The organism is Prevotella sp. TF12-30 (assembly GCF_003436715.1).
Taxonomy (GTDB): domain Bacteria; phylum Bacteroidota; class Bacteroidia; order Bacteroidales; family Bacteroidaceae; genus Prevotella; species Prevotella copri_A.
Genome location: NZ_QSQJ01000005.1, coordinates 72,914 through 89,295, shown reverse-complemented (window position 1 = coordinate 89,295; position 16,382 = coordinate 72,914). Strand labels below are relative to the sequence as shown.

The following is a 16,382-nucleotide window of genomic DNA, read 5'->3' as shown; positions in this document are numbered from 1 at the left end:
ATTAAAATTAAACATTTATGAAATTAGCAAAATATATCATGATGGCCTCTGCGCCTCTGCTCTTTGCATCTTGCCTTGACACAGAGCCATTAGGAAATTACGTAACTTCTGACGAGAAGACTGAGACTGTAGAGCAGAATCCAGACCGTTTGGAAGCTAGTGTTACTGCTATCACGACTAACTTCAGTACATTTGGTGCTGTTCGTGGTTCAAATGTGCATAGCGATATTGGTTACCCTGGTATCATGCTCCTCTTGGACTCAAGAGGTATTGATATGGTAGCTCAGAATATAGGTTACAACTGGTATAACTTTGCCTTGACTTACGATGACATAGATTATACTTATGGTGATAATCGTATGATTTGGCAGGGTATGTACAACCAGATCTATTCTGCCAATAATGTAGCCAAGTCAGTTGCTGCGGATACAGAGAATCCACAGCTTCAAGGTTATTTGGCACAGGCTTTGGCCATCCGTGCATTCGATTACTTCACATTGGTACAGTGTTACCAGAAGACTTATGGTGATGTTGATCCTAATACCGCTCTTGGTGTGCCATTGATTACTGAGGCTAACCAGGATGATGCTGCAACCAATGGTTGTCCACGTGCAACTGTAGCTGCAACTTATGAGCAGATTCTTGGTGACTTGAACAAGGCCATCGAACTTTTGGAGAAGAGTGGTTATAAGCGTACCGATAAGCGCTATGTTGATATTTACACAGCACGTGCCATTCGTTCACGTGTCTATCTCGTGATGAAAAACTATAGTGCTGCGCTTGAGGATGCTAACTTTGTTATTAAGAATAGTGGTGCTAAGCCATTGTCTATTGCAGAAGCTAGTCGTCCTGGTTTCAATGATATCGCTGCCACCAACTGGTTGTGGGGTATTAAGGTTAACGAAACAGACCGTGTTGTAACAACTGGTATCTGTAACTTCCCATCTCATATGGGTTCATTGTGCTATGGTTATGCAACTGTTGGTGCATGGAAGAAAGTTAATAAGAAACTCTTCAATGAAATCAATGAAACAGATGCTCGTAAGGGCTGGTTCCTCGATGGTGATGGAAACTCAGCTAATTTGAATTCAACAGAGAAGGCTTATCTTGCAGCTCAGGGTGCACCTGCTTATACTCAGGTTAAGTTTGCCCCTTATCAGGGTAAGGTTGGTACATCTACCAATGCTTCTGACATTCCTTTGATTCGTATCGAGGAGATGTATATGATTAAGGCAGAGTGTGAGGCTCAGACTGCTCCTGCTACAGGTGCAGCAACTTTGCAGGCGTTTGTTCGTCAGTATCGTGACCCACAATATACATTGAATGCTTCTACCAAGGAAGGTGTTGTAAATGCAATTCTTGAACAGCGTCGTGTAGAGTTCTATGGTGAGGGTATTACATGGTTCGACTTCATTCGTTTGGATAAGGACTTTGATCGCCGTGGTGCAGGTTATGATGCAACAGAGGTTTATAATATCAAGGCTGGTGACAATTGCTTGATTTGGCGTGTTCCTTATAATGAGCAGCAGTATAACAAGCAGATTTCAGAGGAGCAGAACAATCCTGTAGGTACAAAGCCAACAGCTGTGGCTGATATTTAATGTTTCATAGATTAATAAGACAATTATGAATAAGATATTCAAATATTTAATGATGGTTGTCGTTGCCATCGCAGGCTTGTCATTGGCATCTTGCTCTGACGATGATGACAACTACACTGTTGGTGAGGCTTCAGATGGTGCATACCTCTATACTGATATTGTCTCCAAGACATATTTGCCAGATGAAAACCAGACCTTTACTATCAATTTGGGTCGTACAAATACTACTGGTGAGCAGAGTTTTGAACTGAAGTGTGATAACGAGAAGTTCACAGTTCCTTCTACTGTTAATTTCAAGGCAGGTGAATCTGTGGTTGCTGTTCCTATTACTTTCAACATTGGTTTGGGTGATACAGAAACTGCTAAGTTTATTATTCCGTCAGAGGAGGCTAGTGCTTATGGTAATGATACTATTTCAGTAACTATTTCTCGTGACTACACTTGGGAGAAAATTGGTACGGCAGACTTTACTGATGGTATTTTTACGGATGCAGCTGCAACGGTAGATGTAAAGAAAGCAAAGGAAGGTACAAATTTATATAAGTTTGTTGCTCCTATGCGTACTCTTTATAAGCAGAATGGTGAGACCAAACTTCCTGGTGGTGTTGATTTGATTTTCACCATGGATGAAGAAGGTAATATCACCATGGATCAGGGAATCTATGAAGTTGAGAGTGGTACATCTTTGATACAAGGAGGTAATGCTTCGCTTTATTATGCTTGTAAGCAATATCCTGATATGTGCTTCTTTGATAATAACAATGGTGTAATTACATTGAATACATTATTAGCGATTGGAGAAAAATTGTATGGTCCATATACATGGACATTTGATTGGAACAATGGTTATCCATATGCTACAGAGTAATGATGGATAATTTGAAATGATAATATGATATAGTGGAATGATATGCTTTTTTTAGAGAATATCATTCCACTTCTTGTTTATAAATAGCTTAGCTGTGAAAAAAATAGTTTTCTCTTTCGCTTTGTTGTGGATAACTCTTAGCATTTTTGCTTCTTCAAGAAGTTATTCGGAGAAATTGGCGATTGCCAAAATGGTTCTTCAAGATTTACCTTCTTCTGCGACACGGGCAAGTTTCTCGGAATTGAAGATCTTGAAGGAGAATCAGGCTCTTTCTGTTATCGGTTATTCCCAATGTGGTTATGTTGTCATTGCTAATGATAATCGTTTTAATGCTGTTATTGGTTATTCAGCCAAAGCTTTTCAGGAAAATAATCCTGGGTTAAAATGGTGGCTAAATACGATTAGTGAGGTGATGACCTCAAATCAGACAAGTGCTTCTGAAACCAATCTTGCTGATAGCAAGGAGGCAATTCCTCAGTTAATGAAGTCTGAGTGGGGACAATCTGCTCCTTTTAATAATTTGTGTCCGATGGGTGCAAGTGGCAGATGTCCTGCTGGATGTGTAGCAACAGCGATGGCACAGGTTTTTTATTATCATAAATATCCCGTAAAAGCTATTGGTAAAGGTAGTTGTACCTATGGAGGGAAAACTTATGCACAGGATCTTTCAGGAATAGAATATGCTTGGGATAAGATGCTTCCTAAATACGATACACCCTCTGGCGTAGGAAGTGAAGATGTGGCAACGTTACTTTATGATTGTGGATTATCTATAGGTATGAATTACGATGACAATGGTAGCGGTTCGTATAATTTTGAGGCATGTAACGCTATCAATGAACATTTCAATATGTATGCTACCTATTATGATCGCTCATATTATACAGCTTCCGATTGGATGAATATCTTGTACCAACAGTTGAGCCAGAAAAATCCTGTAGTTTATACAGGTGTTTCTAAGGTTGAGGGTGTGGCTAGTGGACATTGTTTTGTAATTGATGGCTATAGAGAAGATGGACTGGTTCATGTAAATTGGGGATGGGATGGCCAAGGAGACGGATATTATGATATAGCCTTGTTGAATCCTGTGGTTGGTGACTCTATGAGCTTTAGTTCAATGCAAGATATGGTTATTTGCCAAAAGAATTCAATAGAGTTTTTTTCAAACATAGGTATGAAGGGGATAACAATGAAGGTTGCTGATGATAATCATTTCACGGTAATCATTTCATCGGTAACTAATCTCCTTCCGCAAGATTTTAATGGTGAGTTAGCCATTATTGCCGAAGCAAATGGCAAGAAGTATATACTGAAGAGTGTTTCTAAAAAACTTGTGTTTGGAGTTAATTATTCTTCTCAGTTTGAGGACAATAAATGTTCTGTTGAAGACTTGGAAGATGGAGAATATCGAATTTATGCTGCTGCTAAATCTAAGGATGATTCCGATTGGCAAGTGTTCCGCTCTTCTTATGGTGGGAAAAACAGCTATATCTTGACAAAGGCTAATGGTAGTATAAAATTGGTTGCAGACCGCAAAGCATGGTCAACGGGAATCTCTCTTCCTATAGTTGGTGATAGCGTTTCGCCTATTACTTATGTTTATGATATGAATGGAAGATTGGTGTATCAGGCTACGACCTCTGATTTTTCTCCTTCGAATATTCCTGCTAAGGGTTTATTTGTAATAAAACAAGGAGATAAATATCAGAAGATAGTTAAGCAATAACTATTCTCTAGCATGATCCCTCTATAATGTGTATCTTCGCTTGCCCCATTCATCGGGCAAGCGAGGATACACCTTTTTCTTTTTATCTCCCTCACCCTCAAACATTTTTCAATAATTCCTTGCTTCTTTCAGAAGAAAAGCGTATCTTTGCAGCGCAGTCCCGGTAAGGCCCTCTCCCAGATTATTCGATGCTGGTGATGACCCCGGTTTTTTTATCTTTGCAAAACAAAAGTTGAATCATTAAAACTAAGGAGGTAAATATGGCAGAATTGAAAGATAGATACATAAGATTTGACTGGGCTATCAAGCGTTTGCTTCGCCAAAAGGCGAACTTTGGTGTGCTTGAGGGCTTCTTGACTGTGTTTCTGAATGAACCTATTAAGATTGTTGATATTCTGGAAAGCGAAGGTAACCAGCAACAGGCTAATGATAAGTTCAACAGGGTAGATATCAAGGCGAAAAACAGCAAGGGAGAAATCATTATCGTCGAGATACAGAACACAAGTGAACTGTATTACCTGGAGCGTGTACTATATGGAGTAGCCAAAGCTATTACAGAGCATATCAATCTGGGAAATACATATAAAGAGGTGAAGAAAGTATATTCCATCAGCATTCTGTACTTTGATCTGGGAAAGGGATCAGACTACATCTATGTGGGACAGAATAACTTCGTGGGCTTGCATACCCAAGACCATCTGATCATTAGCACCAAGGAGAAAGATACGATAGTGAGAAAATCGCCTTCCGAGATTTTCCCAACCTATATTCTGGTTCGTGTAAACGAATTCAACAAGGTGGCTAAATCACCATTGGAAGAATGGGTTGAGTATCTGAAGAATGGTGTCATCTCTCCTGAAACCCAAGCGCCAGGTCTGCAGGAAGCTCGTGAGAAGCTGAAATACTATTCCATGTCTGATGCAGAACGCTATGCATACGATGAGCACATCAATGCCATCATGATTCAAAATGACGTTCTGGGAAATGCAAGATTGGAAGGTATGGAAGAAGGCAGAGCTGAAGGTAGAACTGAAGAGAAAAATAACATTGCCCGCAAAATGCTGGCTAATGGATTGAGCATAGAGCAGATAGCTTTAATTACCGGTTTGACAGAGCAGGAAATTAAAAGACTATAATATAAAAGGTGGATCCTTCTTGTCCCATACACCGGGCAAGCGGGATACACCTTTTTCTTTTTATCTCCCTCACTCTCAAACATTTTTCCAGAATTTCTTGCTTCTTTCAGAAGAAAAGCGTATCTTTGCAGAAGAAAAGCTGCACTCGGCAATCTGTAAGCAAGCTTACATTGCACTCGTTTGCATAATCTTTGCAGCACGAAAGTTGAATCATTAAAATAAGGAGGTAGAATATGGATTTATTTGATAGCAAAAGACAAGAAAGATTAGAGGCTGCAAGAAAGGCTTCTACTGCCAGTAAAGAAGCAGCAAGAAAATTTCTCATTGAGGCAGGAATCTTGTTGCCAAACGGAGAAGTTGCACCACATTTGAGATAAAACTATGGACAAGTCTTTGTATTCAAGGCGCTCCAACCTGGTAATTGGATTTCATGGTTGCGACAAGTCTGTTGTCGATGCCGTAGTTGCTGGAAAGACCGATCTTCTTTCCAGTACTAATGACTATGACTGGTTAGGTAATGGTATTTACTTTTGGGAGAATAACGAAGAAAGAGCTTGGCTATGGGCTAAAGATTTAGCAAAAAGGAGAAATTCGCAAGTAAAAGAACCGGCTGTTGTTGGAGCAATAATAGACTTAGGTTATTGTTTTGACCTTACGGACAGTTCTTATCTTCAGGAATTAAAAGATGCGTATGAGTCTATGGTTGAACTTTATAAAGAGTCAGGATTAGAATTACCCCAAAATACATCTATCGGTAAATCTACAGATTTACTGATTAGAAAATTGGATTGTGCTGTTGTTCAAACAGCATTAACATACAACAAAAAGGCTAATGCCCATCCTTATGATTCTGTAAAAGGTGTATTTTGGGAAGGGCAGGAACTATATCCTAATGCAGGATTCAGAGAAAAGAATCATATTCAGATATGTGTCTGCAATCCAAATTGCATCAAGGGTTATTTTCTTCCTAGAGGTATCAATCAAGATTATCCTAACCCATAATATAAAATGGTGTATCCTTCTTGCCCCATATATCGGGCAAGCGGGATACACCTTTTTTATCATCTCAGCTGATAAGAAACGATACTATGAACGAATCTTGTAGCCGTGGATGCTGTAATACAAAATGTAGAGGAAGCAAGGGAGGCAGAGCCAATATGCCTGCTGAGCACCTACTGCATCCTTCAGACTGCCATAGAGCGTAGGAAGAACGGCCCCACCAAACATCGCCATGATGAGCAATGAAGAACCAGACTTGGTAAACTTACCCAAATCTGCCATTGCCAATGGCCAGAGAGCAGGCCACATCAGAGAACAACCCAATGCCATCAATGAGATGAAATAGATGGAAATCTCGGCTGGAGTAAGAACCACCAGCAAAGCTCCGGCGATTGCCAGGAACGAACAGAGCTTCAAGGCTACTGCCTGACTGATGTACTTAGGAATCAGAATGATACCGCAGATATAACCGATAACAATACCGATAGGAGCAATCCAGGCATAGTTAGCAGCACCCGGCAAACCCAGGGAATTGGCATAATCTACCAATGTACCGAGAGAAACCGTCTCAACACCTACATAAAGGAACAGCGCCAGACAGCCCAAAAGCAAGTGAGTGAACTGGAAGACAGAGGTCTTGGTTGCCGCATAAGCGCAGGCAGCAGACTCCTCCTCCTCTGATTCATCCTCGCCGGCAGCCTTTACCTCTGGTAATGGAGCCAGGAATGCCAGAACACCCAAAGCCAAGAACGCTACGATGATGATCCAGAATGGCTTGGACAAATCCTCGATTCCGATGAGATGAACATCCTTGCCCAGCAGCCATACGATGAACATGGATGGGATTGGCCACGCCAGCTTGTTGCAGATACCCATCATACTGATGCGCTTGGCTGCACTATCCAAAGGCCCCAGAATGGTGATGTAAGGATTGACAGATGCCTGGAGATAGGCATTGGCAGCACCACTCACAAACGAAGCAAGCAGGAACAATGGGAAACTCTTCTCATCGGCAGAAAGGATGAAGAGATAGAATGCTGCTGCGAAGATGACAAACGACAGCGACATCGTCTTCTTATATCCGATAGCCTTGATGGTGAGTCCGGCAGGATAACCGAAAATAAGGAACGGAATGAAGGTGGCTGCGATGATGAGATAAGAGGCAGCATTGGAAATACCCAGCGAGCCCTGCAATACAGGCACCAGCAAGGAATTAATACCCAGGGCAAAGCCCAAAGAGAAAAACATGATTCCGATGAATGACAATGGAATCGCAAAACTTTTTGTTGGTTGCATAGACTTATATTTTAGTTAGAATTTTGGGCAAAGGTACAACTTTTCTCAATATCCTCCAAAGTTTTATGAAAAAAGTTTTTAAATTTCTTGGTTTTATTGCCTTTTCTATCTAACTTTGCACGTATGATGAAAAGATTATTAGTTTTCTTAATGATGTTCTGTGCCCTATCAACTTATTCTCTGGCACAGAACTGGGTAGGCACCTGGGCCACAGCTCCGCAAACTGTAGTCAAATCATTTATGCCCTATAACAATTGCATGACTAACCGTTCGGTACGCCAGGTGGTAAAGGTTAGCATAGGAGGCGACGTGATCCGCCTCAAGTTGAGCAACATCTATTCGATGCAACCCGTAGAGATCCGCTCTATCTACATCGCTCATGCCAAGGATTCCTCCGACATTGATGCCAAAACGGCACAATACTTCAAGTTCGGCAACAGCTACAAGACCGTCATCCCTGCCGGCAAGCAGATAGTGAGCGATGCCCTGAAGTTCAATCTCAGAAATCTGGAGCGTGTAGCCATCACCATCAACTACACATCGGCTCCCGAAATTCCAACCGTGCACATGGGTTCGCGCACCACCTCCTATATCATGAAAGGTGTAACCAATGCCCACTCCAATTTTGCGAAGGCTTTCCGGGAGAACCACTGGTACAACATCAGCGGCATCGATGTCTATACGATGAGCAACAACATGAGCGCCATCGCCATCATAGGAAACTCCATCACCGACGGAAAATGCTCTACCGACAATGCCCAGAACCGATGGCCCGACGTGATGTCGGAGATGCTGCAGCTGAAGCATAAGATAACCAATCAGGGCGTACTGAACCTGGGCATCGGCAACAACCGCGTAACCGTACCGGGCGGATTCGGAGCCCTTGCCAAGGAACGTTTCGACAGAGACATCCTGATGCAGAGCGGCGTGAAGAAGGTGGTGATTTTCGAGGGAGTCAACGACATCGGTGCAGCCAGGAGCGGCAGCAGCGAAACCGTAGCCCGGCAGATCATCGAGAGCATCCAGGGAATGGTAAAGAAGGCGAAGGCAAGGAAAATGAAGGTTTATCTGGGAACCATCACCCCTTTCAAGGGCGCAGGATATTATACCCACTTCCACGAAGCTGCCCGACTCTATGTAAACGACTGGATCCGAAGTCAGGCGAAGAACGTGGATGGCATCCTGGATTTTGCCAAGCTGCTTCAAGATCCGAATGATGACAGAAGAATGAAACGGGAATACGCCAGCAACGACTGGCTCCATCCTAACCCAACAGGCTATAAGGCGATGGGAATCTATGCAGCAGACATTGTAAAATAGCCGATATAAAAAACAGCAAAAGCCGCCCGTATAAACAGGCGGCTTTTACAATATATAATAATAGGTGTATTACTTCAAGACAATCTTGCAATCATCCAGGCTCTCTACGGTTGCGAGCGCCTCATAACGGATACCCTCCTTGCGCAGGAAGTCACCACCATGCTGGAAAGCCTTCTCGATGATGAAGCCCATCGCCTCGATCTTGGCACCAGCCTTCTCGCAGAGATCCATCACACCCTTGGATGCGTTACCGTTGGCGAGGAAGTCATCGATGAAGATCACATGATCCTCTGGAGTCAGATAGCTGTTGCTCACGCAAACCGTATAGTCACGATCCTTGGTAAAAGAGTGAACCACCGAGGTAATCATACCCTCCATCGTCTTAGGCTGCTTTTTCTTGACGAAGACAACAGGAAGATTGGTCAGGTAACCCACCATGATGGCTGGAGCGATGCCCGAAGCCTCGATAGTAACAATCTTGTTGTACTTGATGTCCTTGAAAAGGCGCACGAATTCCTTAGCCAGGTCCATCATCAGGATTGGGTCCATCTGATGATTTACGAAGCTATCTACTTTTAAGATTCCACCAGGAAAGCAGCGGCCCTCCTGCATAATTCTTTCTTTCAGTAAATCCATTATGACTTGAACTTTTTGGTTATTGGGTGCAAAATTACTACTTTTTTCGCAAACAAGAAAGTTTATCACCCAATAATTTTGTTTTGTCTGCAATTTACCGTAATTTTGCAGCGAAAATAACTGGGAGTGAAAGAAGTTAAGGACTTACCCCCAATAAAAAATATAAGATTATGAATTCATATATCAAACAATTCCCCGACCTGATGTCGGGCAAGAAAATCATGTATGTGCACGGCTTCCTCTCTTCTGCACAGAGCGGTACCGTGAAGATGTTGCAGGAACTGATGCCGAATGCTACCCTCGTGGCTGAAGACATCCCGGTTCATCCGGAAGAAGCCATAGAGATGCTGCAGAAGATGGCAGAGACAGAGCAACCCGACCTCATCATCGGTACTTCGATGGGCGGAATGTACACCGAGCTGCTGAAAGGATTCGACCGCATCCTCGTAAACCCAGCCTTCGAGATGGGAAACACGATGAGCAGCATGACCGGCAAGCAGGAATTCCAGAACCCGAGAAAGGATGGAGTGAACGAGCTGATGGTTACCAAAGGTCTCATCAAGGAATACCGCGACTTCACCGAGCGATGCTTCCAGGATATCACTCCCGAGGAACAGGAGCGTGTATATGGTCTCTTCGGCGATGAAGATCCGTTAGTCCACACCTTCGACCTCTTCCATGAGCACTATCCACAAGCCATCCACTTCCATGGCGAGCACCGACTCATCGACAAGGTGGCATTCCACTATCTCTGTCCGGTAATCCGATGGATTGACGACAAGCAGAACGGCAAGGAGCGTCCTATCGTATATATAGACTTCGATGCCCTGCACGACAGTTACATGAAGGCAACCAGCTCGATGCACAAGGCTTACGAGATGCTGATAGAGCATTACAACGTATATATCGTAGCCCCAGCGCCAACCAACGACCATGAATATATGGCGAAGGTGCAGACCTGGGTAGAGGAATATCTCTCTACCCCAGCCTACAACCACATCATCTTCTGCAATCAGAAGAACCTGCTCTACGGCGATTACTTCATCGACCCTCGCCCATGCGATGGTTTCATGGGTACAACCATAGAATATGGCAGCGATGAATTCAAGACCTTTGAGGAAATCATCACCTTCTTCGAAAGACTGGGAGGACAGTAATCTTATGCCTTATCCAGATTCTTTGGCAATACGAGATTCAGAATCACGGCAAGCAGGAAGACTACTGCCACACAGTTATCTGCAAAAACGGTGCGCACAATCTCTGGGAAGATATTGAACATACCTGTTGCTGATGTAAAGCCGAGACCCACGCTGAGTGAAAGACTCACGATGACCATGTTGCGCTGAGAGAAACCCGTGCGAGCCATCATACCGAAACCGGCAAAGAGGATGCTACCAAACATCATAATGGTACAGCCTCCCAATACTGCCTGAGGAATGGTGGTGAGCACATATCCGATAGCCGGGAACACACCACCGATAATCATGATGATGGCACCCAAGGCAATGGTAAAGCGGTTAACAACTCCCGACATGGCTGCCAAACCTACATTCTGGCTGAACGAAGTGATAGGAGTACATCCGAAGAGACCCGATACTGAGCTTACGAAACCATCACAGCAGACAGCTGCACCCATCTCCTTGGTATTAGGATCGCGCTTCAAGGCACTGTTGCAGAGCGCAGAAGTATCACCGATGGTCTCTGTGGCAGAAACCAGATAAACAGCTACCACCGAGAGAATGGCACCAACATTAAACTCCGGAGTAAATGGAAGGAGCTTTGGCAAGGCAACGATAGAAAGGCCGGAAAGTCCGCTAAAATCTATCATTCCCATAAAGAGAGCCAAGACATAGCCTACCAGCAGACCAACCAATACCGACAGAGAGCGGAGGAATCCCTTGGCAAAAATCTGGCAGAGGAGACAAGCGAGCAAGGTTACTGAACCCACGACCCAATTGTTCATGCTACCGAAGTCGGCAGCACCCTGACCACCGGCAAAAGAGTTGGCGCCTACAGGAAGCAGCGAGAAACCGATGGCTGTTACCACGGTAGCGGCTACTACAGGCGGAATGAGCTTGATCCAGTACTTGGCAAAGAGACCGAGTGTACCTTCTACCAAACCGCCGATGATGACTGCACCAATCAGCGTACCCATGCCATGAGCACCGGCGATGGCGATGGCAAGCGAAAGGAAGGTGAAGGAGATACCCATCACGATAGGCAGACGGGAACCGATGCGCCATACCGGATAGAGCTGTACCAGAGTACCGATACCGGCGATAACCATACAGTTCTGGATGAGCACAGCGCTCACCGAACTATCCAATCCTACTGCACCAGCAAGAATCATAATTGGAGCAATGTTGCTGACAAACATCGCCAACACATGTTGAAGACCAAATGGGAGTGCTTTACCGACGGGCACTCTACCGTCAAGCTTGTAGAGATTTTCTATTGACTGTTCCATTGTCGTTATAATAATTAGAGAATTTCCATATAATCAGAGAATTCAGTTTTTTTCTGAATTTGGCGGCAAAATTACAAAGAAAATCCGAGAAATCGGTTCTTTTAGTAGAATAATTCGTTGAACAATAAAAAAACGGAGTGTTAATACTCCGTTTTTTCTGTATTTTCCTCCCACATGCGGAAAGCACCCAGCGCCTCATCGCGCATCAGGGCAATCATCGGCTTATGGCGGTCTTCTATCTTGCGGTCTATCTCCTCGTAGATAAACTCATCATCGAAACCTATCTTGGCTGCATCCTTTCTGTCGTTGGCATAATAGATACGGTCGAGATGTGCCCAGTAGATAGCACCCAGGCACATCGGACAAGGCTCGCAGGAAGTATAGATCTCGCAGCCCTCCAGATTGAAGGTCTTCAGCTTGAAACAAGCCTGGCGCACACAGTTCACCTCGGCATGTGCCGTAGGATCGAGGTCGATGGTCACGCTGTTGGAAGCCTCAGCGATGATGATTCCGTCCTTGGCGATAACGGCACCGAAAGGTCCGCCACCGGTCTTCACACTATTCTTAGAGAGCTCAATGGCTCTATGCATCAATTCTTCTTTTGTCATTCGTTTAATTTTTTAGATTAATAATATCCCATCTTTCATTTGGGGGCTACAAATATACAAAAAAGAAATGATACGGCAAGCATTTCTTACCTATATTTTAGAAAAAGCCTGCGGCTTTTTTCTTTTATCTCTATTTTCTTGCTTTTATCTATAAATTGATGTATCTTTGTACCTACATTTCAAGAATTAGCAATATCTCATGAATCAGAACAATATCAGCGCCGCAGAACTTTTCCAAAGGGTAAGGGAACTCCTGATGCTCCCAGAACTGGAACCGCAGACTCGCAACAAGATGATGCACGACACGCTCATCCTCTGCTGCCACGAAGGAGTAAAGGATACGAAACAGGCTTTCGGTAACCTTTTCTCGCAGGTGGACTATCTCTGCAAGGCACGCGGCATCAAGGTGGCAGACAAGATTGCCATCCAGACCATGCGCCGACACAGCAACTCGCAGGAACCGCTTTCGGGCGAAGACCTGAAATACGATGCACGTGCCCTCGTCCTCTTCATCTCAGCAGTCTTCGGAGTGGATGTTCCCCACGAACTCAACGTGCTCATTCCACATACTCCCCGACCTTATCAGAAGGGACTGGAAATCAACAACCGCCGTATCCGATGCATCGTGAAGAACTGGGACGGAGATTTCATCCGTGTGGACATCGACCAGGATGCCGATGAGGAGGAATATCTCGTGCAGTTGAAGGATGAGGAGAATCATATCGACCATACCTATCTCTGGGATATCCTGAAGGAAGGGATGCAGCTCAACCTGCTCGACTGTCAGGTGAAGCAGCCCATCATCACTCCCCGCCTCATCGTGGTGGAACCGGATTATCTGGTAGATATCAGTAGCATCGCCACCTGTTTTACGGCTTTCGGTCATCATCCCCTGCTCTATCTTCTCAACCTGATGAAGCCCAGAGCCAACACCCAGGCTACCCTGCTCGGTAACTTTGCCGGAGCTGCGCTGGATGACATCATCAACAGCCACGGCAAATACCAGATGAACGAGACGGTGAAGACAAACTTCCGGGAGAAAGCCCTGGAATTCTGCACCTGTCCCTGGTTTGACCCCAAGAAGTTCTATACCGATGCCAGCCTGCAGGCTTTCAATCTGCAGCAGGTTGTGGATATTCTCTTTCCCCGCACCGCATCTCAGGCACAGATGACGGCTTTACGTGGCGAAAGTCTTTACGACCGGAAGAAAGCCATTCTGGAACCTTCGTTCGTCTGCGAAGCCCTCGGCATTCAGGGACGTGTGGATCTGATGACCACCGACTGCAAACTACTGGTGGAACAGAAATCAGGACGCAACATGAATATCGAAAACCATCAGGTGGATCCAGGTTATCACAGTTATCAGCTGGAGCCTCACTATGTGCAGCTCCTGCTCTACTATGGTGTATTGCAGCACAACTTCAAGTTGAGCAACGACCGCGTGAACATCCGATTGCTCTACTCCAAATACCGTCCACAGGACGGACTGATGGTGGTAGCCTACTACCAGAAGCTCTTCAAGGAAGCCATCCAATACCGCAACCAGCTGGTAGCCGCCTCCTTCGAGATAGCCAAGGAGGGTTTCGAACATGCGCTGAACGAGTTTACCCCCGAGGTATTGAATGTGGCAGGCACCCAGGACTTCTTCTACAACAAGTATCTGAAACCACAGATAGAAGCCATCACCAAGCCGCTCCATACCCTATCGCCCCTGGAGGAAGCCTACTTCTGTCGCATGATGACCTTCGTATTACGGGAACAGATAATCAGCAAGGTGGGTGCACAGGAAGGAACGAACACATCGAGCAGCGACCTCTGGACCATGCCACTCACCGAGAAGAAGGATGCCGGAAATATCTATACCGACCTGCACATCATCCGAAAGGAACAGAGCTGCGCCGGAAGCGGATATGATACCATCACCCTGAGCGTACCCGACCAGGGCAAGGACTTCCTACCCAACTTCCGCATCGGCGATATGGTGTATCTCTATACCTACAAGCTCAAGGAAGAACCGGATGTGAGAAAGGCTATATTATATAAAGGTGTGCTGCAGGAGATTCACAGCGATGAAATCGTGGTTCACCTGACCGATGGACAGCAGAACGCCGACATCTTTGAGATGAACCTGCCGTATGCTATCGAACACGGAACGAGTGATGCCTCTACGGGGGGAAGCATCCGCAACCTGCACCAGTTTATCTGTGCGCCAAAGGACAAACGCGACCTTCTTCTGGGTCAGCGTGTTCCAGAGAGAGACACTTCGCAGGAATTGACCAGACACTATGACGATGTATTGGACGACATCATCCTCCGTGCCAAGCAGGCACAGGATTACTTCCTGCTCGTGGGACCTCCTGGAACAGGAAAGACCAGTCGTGCCCTGAAGTTCATGGTGGAAGAAGCACTGAACGACGGAACTGGGATGCCTACAGCAGAAAGCATCGCCGCCGGAGGCAAGTCGGCTTTTCAGCCTGCGTCCTCTATCCTGCTGATGAGCTATACCAACCGTGCCGTGGATGAAATCTGCGAGATGCTGGTAGATTCCGGCATTCCATTTCTGCGCCTCGGCAGCGAGTATTCCTGCGATGAGCGATTCCGCCCTTATCTGATAGAGAAGGCTATCAGCGACTGTCCGAAGCTGGAAGCCATCAAGCAATATATAATAGGTACGCGCGTGATTGTGGGCACCACTTCGATGATGACCTCCAAGCCCTTCATCTTTACGCTGAAGCACTTCAAACTTGCCATCATCGATGAGTCGAGCCAGATACTGGAGCCTAATCTCATCGGTCTGCTATCGGCTGTAGATAAGTTCATCCTCATCGGCGACTACAAGCAGTTGCCAGCCGTCGTGCAGCAGAGCGAGAAGGATTCGGGCATTCCTACCATCAACGACAGTCAGAAAGGGGGTGTCATCGATATGAGTATCCTGCAGGACATCTGCCTCACCAACTGCCGCAACTCCCTCTTCGAGCGCCTGATCAGATGGGAAGACCACGAGGAGCGCACCGAATTCATCGGCATCCTGCGCCGCCAGGGAAGAATGCACCCGGAAATTGCCGAGTTCCCTAACCGGATGTTCTATCGCCGGGAGAAACTGGAACCCGTACCTTGTCCGCATCAGTTGGAGTCGGAACTGTCGTACACCCTCCCATCAGAAGATTCACTCGACGACCTGCTGAAGGAGCACCGCATGATCTTCCTCCCTTCCAGGTTCTGCAAGGAGCCGAATGTATCGGACAAGATCAATGCCAACGAGGCAGAAATCGTAGTGGATATGCTTCGTCGCATCCACCGTTTCTACGGCGACAGGTTTGATGCCCAGAAGACGGTGGGCGTCATCGTACCCTATCGCAACCAGATAGCCATGGTGCGCAAAGGCATCGAAAAGCTGGGCATTCCGGAACTGGAAAAGATCAGCATCGACACCGTGGAGCGCTATCAGGGCAGTCAGCGTGATGTCATCATCTACAGTTTCACCATCCAGAACATCTGGCAGCTCGATTTTCTTGCCGGCAACAGCTTTGTGGAAGACGGAGCCATCATCGACCGCAAGCTGAATGTCGCCATTACCCGAGCCCGGAAACAGATGATTATGACGGGCAATGCAGAGATATTGCGCAATAATCAGATTTTTAGCCAATTAATGGACTATGTGAAAGAAAAAGGAGGATATTTTCAAAATTTCACCGAAAAAGTTTGGTGATTCAGAAATAAAGTCC

The 16,382-nt window shown here is 45.5% G+C and carries 13 protein-coding genes; 9 read left to right on the top strand and 4 right to left on the bottom strand.

Annotation, left to right across the window (positions count from 1 at the left end; genetic code table 11):
• Window positions 1–17 precede the first annotated feature (17 nt).
• The 6 genes from DXD25_RS03605 (at window position 18) to DXD25_RS03585 (ending at window position 6,333) form a co-directional block, all read left to right on the top strand.
• The gene (locus DXD25_RS03605; RefSeq protein WP_117661826.1) at window positions 18–1,601 is read left to right on the top strand and encodes a RagB/SusD family nutrient uptake outer membrane protein; all 1,584 of its coding nucleotides are present in this window, start codon (window positions 18–20) and stop codon (window positions 1,599–1,601) included.
• 25 nt (window positions 1,602–1,626) lie between these two features.
• Window positions 1,627–2,469 carry a hypothetical protein gene (locus tag DXD25_RS03600; protein WP_147327839.1) on the top strand — a complete coding sequence of 281 codons (843 nt, stop codon included), beginning with the start codon at window positions 1,627–1,629 and terminating at the stop codon, window positions 2,467–2,469.
• A gap of 94 nt (window positions 2,470–2,563) precedes the next feature.
• Entirely contained in the window at window positions 2,564–4,195 is a 1,632-nt protein-coding gene (locus DXD25_RS03595) for a C10 family peptidase (RefSeq protein ID WP_147327838.1), read from the top strand.
• Between the two features lie 260 nt (window positions 4,196–4,455).
• Window positions 4,456–5,331 carry an Rpn family recombination-promoting nuclease/putative transposase gene (locus DXD25_RS03590; protein ID WP_117661823.1) on the top strand — a complete coding sequence of 292 codons (876 nt, stop codon included), beginning with the start codon at window positions 4,456–4,458 and terminating at the stop codon, window positions 5,329–5,331.
• Window positions 5,332–5,564: 233 nt separating this feature from the next.
• Window positions 5,565–5,708: a hypothetical protein gene (locus tag DXD25_RS16590; protein WP_158556282.1), complete on the top strand. Its 144-nt coding sequence runs from the start codon at window positions 5,565–5,567 to the stop codon at window positions 5,706–5,708.
• 4 nt (window positions 5,709–5,712) lie between these two features.
• The gene (locus DXD25_RS03585) at window positions 5,713–6,333 is read left to right on the top strand and encodes a hypothetical protein (protein WP_117661822.1); all 621 of its coding nucleotides are present in this window, start codon (window positions 5,713–5,715) and stop codon (window positions 6,331–6,333) included.
• A gap of 84 nt (window positions 6,334–6,417) precedes the next feature.
• On the opposite strand, the gene gluP is transcribed toward DXD25_RS03585, so the two are convergent.
• The gene (gene gluP, locus DXD25_RS03580; protein WP_233522174.1) at window positions 6,418–7,626 is read right to left on the bottom strand and encodes a glucose/galactose MFS transporter; all 1,209 of its coding nucleotides are present in this window, start codon (window positions 7,624–7,626) and stop codon (window positions 6,418–6,420) included.
• A 126-nt stretch (window positions 7,627–7,752) separates the two neighbouring features.
• On the opposite strand from gluP, the gene DXD25_RS03575 reads away from it, so the two are divergent.
• Window positions 7,753–8,946: an SGNH/GDSL hydrolase family protein gene (locus DXD25_RS03575; RefSeq protein ID WP_117661849.1), complete on the top strand. Its 1,194-nt coding sequence runs from the start codon at window positions 7,753–7,755 to the stop codon at window positions 8,944–8,946.
• A 69-nt stretch (window positions 8,947–9,015) separates the two neighbouring features.
• Here DXD25_RS03575 and xpt read toward each other — a convergent pair whose 3' ends face one another.
• Window positions 9,016–9,582, bottom strand: a complete 567-nt coding sequence (xpt, locus tag DXD25_RS03570; protein ID WP_117661821.1) for a xanthine phosphoribosyltransferase — start codon at window positions 9,580–9,582, stop codon at window positions 9,016–9,018.
• Between the two features lie 167 nt (window positions 9,583–9,749).
• Here xpt and DXD25_RS03565 point away from each other — a divergent pair, with 167 nt between their 5' ends.
• The gene (locus DXD25_RS03565; RefSeq protein ID WP_117661820.1) at window positions 9,750–10,739 is read left to right on the top strand and encodes a YqiA/YcfP family alpha/beta fold hydrolase; all 990 of its coding nucleotides are present in this window, start codon (window positions 9,750–9,752) and stop codon (window positions 10,737–10,739) included.
• 2 nt (window positions 10,740–10,741) lie between these two features.
• Here the strand turns inward: DXD25_RS03565 and DXD25_RS03560 are convergent, their stop codons facing one another.
• Window positions 10,742–12,049: a nucleobase:cation symporter-2 family protein gene (locus tag DXD25_RS03560; protein WP_117661819.1), complete on the bottom strand. Its 1,308-nt coding sequence runs from the start codon at window positions 12,047–12,049 to the stop codon at window positions 10,742–10,744.
• Window positions 12,050–12,189: 140 nt separating this feature from the next.
• Complete coding sequence (locus DXD25_RS03555) at window positions 12,190–12,657, bottom strand: nucleoside deaminase (protein WP_089544843.1); 468 nt, start codon at window positions 12,655–12,657, stop codon at window positions 12,190–12,192.
• 199 nt (window positions 12,658–12,856) lie between these two features.
• Here DXD25_RS03555 and DXD25_RS03550 point away from each other — a divergent pair, with 199 nt between their 5' ends.
• Window positions 12,857–16,366: an ATP-binding protein gene (locus DXD25_RS03550; protein ID WP_117661818.1), complete on the top strand. Its 3,510-nt coding sequence runs from the start codon at window positions 12,857–12,859 to the stop codon at window positions 16,364–16,366.
• Window positions 16,367–16,382 lie beyond the last annotated feature (16 nt).